The organism is Vibrio sp. Isolate33 (assembly GCF_022397895.1).
Lineage (GTDB): Bacteria > Pseudomonadota > Gammaproteobacteria > Enterobacterales > Vibrionaceae > Vibrio > Vibrio pomeroyi.
Map to the genome: position 1 here is coordinate 25593 of NZ_JAKEUP010000025.1, position 4489 is coordinate 30081.

Annotated in this window: 3 protein-coding genes; all 3 read left to right on the forward strand. The window is 43.5% G+C overall.

The genetic code is table 11. The features are described from left to right. Nucleotides 1–66: 66 nt before the first annotated feature. The 3 genes from L1D37_RS22135 to L1D37_RS22145 all read left to right on the forward strand — a co-directional run bounded on the left by L1D37_RS22135 (nt 67) and on the right by L1D37_RS22145 (nt 4419). Nucleotides 67–693 carry a bifunctional 4-hydroxy-2-oxoglutarate aldolase/2-dehydro-3-deoxy-phosphogluconate aldolase gene (locus L1D37_RS22135; protein ID WP_017069898.1) on the forward strand — a complete coding sequence of 209 codons (627 nt, stop codon included), beginning with the start codon at nt 67–69 and terminating at the stop codon, nt 691–693. 878 nt (nt 694–1571) lie between these two features. Next, nucleotides 1572–3338, forward strand: a complete 1767-nt coding sequence (locus L1D37_RS22140) for a sodium:solute symporter family protein (RefSeq protein ID WP_123304909.1) — start codon at nt 1572–1574, stop codon at nt 3336–3338. Nucleotides 3339–3654: 316 nt separating this feature from the next. Continuing rightward, the gene (locus tag L1D37_RS22145) at nt 3655–4419 is read left to right on the forward strand and encodes a transporter substrate-binding domain-containing protein (RefSeq protein WP_239849196.1); all 765 of its coding nucleotides are present in this window, start codon (nt 3655–3657) and stop codon (nt 4417–4419) included. Nucleotides 4420–4489 lie beyond the last annotated feature (70 nt).

Sequence of the window (4489 nt, forward strand, 5' to 3'; positions counted from 1 at the left end):
CTTTAACTATTAATCAAGGGTTTGCTTAGTTGAAAGCAGGCCCATTATTAACGTGAGAAAGAATTCATGACTACATTAAATGAACAACTAGCAAACCTAAAAGTAATCCCTGTAATCGCTATCAACCGTGCTGAAGATGCCATCCCCCTAGGCAAAGCATTGGTTGAAAACGGCATGCCATGTGCAGAAATCACACTACGTACAGAATGTGCAATCGAAGCGATTCGCATCATGCGTAAAGAATTCCCAGACATGCTAATCGGTTCAGGTACTGTACTGACTAACGAGCAAGTTGACGCATCTATCGAAGCGGGCGTTGATTTCATCGTAAGCCCGGGTTTCAACCCTCGTACTGTTCAATACTGTATCGACAAAGGTGTTGCAATCGTACCGGGTGTTAACAACCCAAGCCTAGTTGAGCAAGCAATGGAAATGGGCCTTCGCACGCTGAAGTTCTTCCCTGCTGAGCCTTCTGGCGGTACTGGTATGCTTAAAGCACTAACAGCGGTTTACCCTGTTAAATTCATGCCTACTGGTGGTGTGAGCTTGAAGAATGTAGACGAATACCTATCTATCCCTTCTGTACTTGCGTGTGGCGGTACTTGGATGGTTCCAACTAACCTTATCGACGAAGGTAAGTGGGACGAGCTAGGCAAACTTGTTCGTGACGCAGTTGATCACGTTAACGCTTAATCTGTTTCAGGTTTAGTGATAAAGCCTCACCTCGGTGAGGCTTTTTGTTTTCTAAGGTTCCGCGGATTCAGTATTTGCTGTTATCGATATCCGGAAGTTTGGAGGACTCAGCAACTCAGCAACTCAGCAACTCAGCAACTTAGGGTATCCCCTGCTCTACCAAACGTTTACGCCCAATTAAGACCTCTCCAATACCTTCCTGTTAATCAAACCACCCACCAGCTTCGCACTCAATGATATTGCATAGCACGCTATCTTAACGCTTCACAGAGCGCTTGCAGTGCTTAGAAAGCCACCCTCAGAGAAGTCATCTCAATAGAATCCAGCATCATAGAAATCGCCATCAAGAGACACGACGCCTAAACCTGAAGCTATTGGTATGGATAGCGCGGTTTCCCACTCTTATTTCCGCCCATTAGACAAGCTAAGAGCCCAAACGCTAAAGCCGTGGTCAAATCAAAAAGAAATGGGAAACGCGAAACAGAAATAAAGAATTAAAAACAATAAGCTACACTTAAAAGCCGGAAACATGACTTAGCGATTGAGTATTGAAATTTAGCGTGAATTCCATCGTAAAATCACGCCAAGTTGTAGCATATTTGTTACGGTTATAATTAAAATCTTATAAATAAGGCAAACTGAAAGCTTATCGCTTATATTGTAATACATATAAACATTTGCGACCCAATTTATTTTGAATCTAAAATAAATCGGGCGGACAATTTATTCATTTAAAAACAACAACTTAAATAATCACAACGTAAGCAGGTAAAAATCAATGCGACCTAGATCATACTAAAGACATATTGTAGTACAAATAAACCTTTGGACGCGTTAATCTAAGCCCAGTTAATTATGATATTTAAAAGGCTGAAAAGATGACTATTGATACTTTTGTTGTTCTCGCCTACTTCTTCTTTTTAATCGCTATTGGTTGGATGTTCCGTAAGTTCACCACATCGACTAGTGATTACTTCAGAGGGGGCGGCAAAATGTTGTGGTGGATGGTTGGTGCAACTGCCTTCATGACACAGTTTTCAGCATGGACGTTTACAGGTGCCGCAGGACGCGCGTTCAATGACGGTTTCGTTATTGTAATCCTATTCTTAGCCAACGCATTTGGCTACTTCATGAACTATATGTACTTCGCTCCAAAGTTCCGCCAACTTCGTGTGGTAACTGCGATCGAAGCTATTCGTCAGCGCTTTGGTAAAACGTCTGAACAGTTCTTCACATGGGCAGGTATGCCGGACAGCCTCATCTCTGCAGGTATCTGGCTAAACGGTCTAGCTATCTTCGTAGCAGCTGTATTCAACATCCCAATGGAAGCAACCATTGTGGTAACGGGTATGGTTCTAGTATTGATGGCAGTAACGGGCGGCTCTTGGGCGGTTGTTGCTTCTGACTTCATGCAAATGCTTGTAATCATGGCCGTGACAATCACTTGTGCGGTTGCAGCTTACTTCCACGGTGGTGGCTTAACTAACATCGTTGCTAACTTCGACGGCGACTTCATGTTAGGTAACAACCTAAACTACATGAGCATCTTCATCCTTTGGGTTGTGTTCATCTTCGTGAAGCAGTTCGGTGTAATGAACAACAGCATCAACGCTTACCGTTACCTATGTGCGAAAGACAGTGAAAACGCACGTAAAGCGGCAGGCCTAGCATGTATCCTTATGGTTGTTGGTCCATTAATTTGGTTCCTACCACCTTGGTACGTAAGTGCATTCATGCCTGAGTTTGCTGAGCAATACACATCAATGGGCGATAAAGCCGGTGATGCTGCTTACCTAGCATTCGTACAGAACGTAATGCCAGCAGGTATGGTTGGTCTTCTTATGTCAGCAATGTTCGCTGCAACGATGTCTTCTATGGATTCAGGTTTGAACCGTAATGCTGGTATCTTTGTAATGAACTTCTACAGCCCAGTTCTTCGTCAAAACGCAACTCAGAAAGAGCTGGTTATTGTAAGTAAGCTAACAACTATCATGATGGGTGTTATCATCATCGCGATTGGTCTGTTCATTAACTCTCTACGTCACTTAAGCTTGTTCGATATCGTGATGAACGTAGGTGCGTTGATTGGCTTCCCAATGCTTATCCCTGTACTACTAGGTATGTGGATTCGTAAGACACCTGACTGGGCTGGTTGGTCTACTCTAGTGGTTGGTGGTTTCGTTTCTTACATCTTCGGTATCTCTCTTCAAGCAGAAGACATCGAGAACCTATTTGGTCTAGAAACAGCACTGACTGGCCGTGAATGGAGCGACTTGAAAGTTGGTCTAAGCTTAGCAGCTCACGTAGTGTTCACTGGTGGTTACTTCATCATGACTTCTCGCTTCTACAAAGGCCTATCGCCTGAACGTGAGAAAGAAGTTGACCAACTATTCACTAACTGGAACACGCCGCTAGTAGCGGAAGGTGAAGAGCAACAAAACCTAGATACTAAACAGCGTTCAATGCTTGGTAAGCTTATCAGCACAGCAGGTTTCGGTATCCTAGCAATGGCTCTGATTCCAAACGAACCGACAGGACGCTTGTTGTTCCTACTATGTGGTTCGATGGTACTCACCGTTGGTATCCTACTGGTTAACGCATCTAAGGCTCCGGCTAAGATGAACAACGAGTCAGTTGCTAAGTAGCTAAACGCTAAACGCTAAATAGTTAAAGAAAGCAGCTAACACGTTAAACCAATAATGAAGCCCATGTTATTCGATAACATGGGCTTTTTGTTTGCCTCTCAACTTAACTGTCGCTCTTACTCTAAGTGACACTTTGATAAGTATTATCCCCTTCCCCAAACCCTTCTATTTCTCCAGTCAAAAGGCTCGTTCAAGCAGATTTTTTATCCCGATTAATCGAAATCCCACTTTATTTTTAACTTTCCAATGGTTTGATCTCTTTCTGCTTTTCTTTCTGTTACTTTTAACAACTAGACAAACACAACAGATAATTACAATGAAAAAAACATCACTATTACTTGCTTCCATTGCTCTGGCACTTTCTGGTGTCGCACAAGCTGACCAGTTAGAAGACATTCAAAAATCAGGTACCCTTCGTGTGGGCACCACAGGCGACTACAAGCCTTTCTCTTACTTCGACGGTAAAACATACTCTGGCTACGATATCGATGTCGCACAGCACATAGCAGAACAGCTAGGTGTCGAATTAAAGATTGTTCGTACCACATGGAAAGATCTGCTGACCGACCTCGACAGCGATAAATACGACATCGCGATGGGTGGTATTACGCGCAAAATGCAACGCCAGTTAAACGCAGAACAAACTCAGGGTTACATGACCTTTGGTAAGTGTTTCTTAGTTGCGAAAGGTAAAGCAGAACAGTACGACAGCATTGAGAAAGTAAATCTGTCTTCGGTTCGTGTGGGCGTGAATATTGGCGGTACTAACGAGATATTTGCAGACGCTAACTTGCAGAACGCAAGCTTCACACGTTACGAAAACAACCTAGACGTTCCGCAAGCCGTTGCGGAAGGCAAAGTAGATGTCATGGTGACAGAAACCCCTGAAGGTCTATTTTATCAAGTAACGGACGAGCGCCTTGAAGCAGCACGCTGTGAAACGCCGTTTACCAACAGCCAATTCGGTTACTTGATTCCTAAAGGTGAGCAGCGCTTGCTGAACACTGTCAACTTCATTATGGATGAGATGAAACTGAAAGGCGTTGAAGAAGAGTTTCTGATCCACAACTCTCTGAAATAATCTTCTATCGTTCTAGATAAAAAATAGGCCAGCATTGCTGGCCTATTTCGTTTTGGTTTAATGGTTCGCG

Coding starts and splice junctions, on each gene's coding strand:
- L1D37_RS22145 (WP_239849196.1), top strand. CDS start 3,655: ATGAAAAAAACATCACTATTACTTGCTTCCATTGCTCTGGCACTTTCT.
- L1D37_RS22135 (WP_017069898.1), top strand. CDS start 67: ATGACTACATTAAATGAACAACTAGCAAACCTAAAAGTAATCCCTGTA.
- L1D37_RS22140 (WP_123304909.1), top strand. CDS start 1,572: ATGACTATTGATACTTTTGTTGTTCTCGCCTACTTCTTCTTTTTAATC.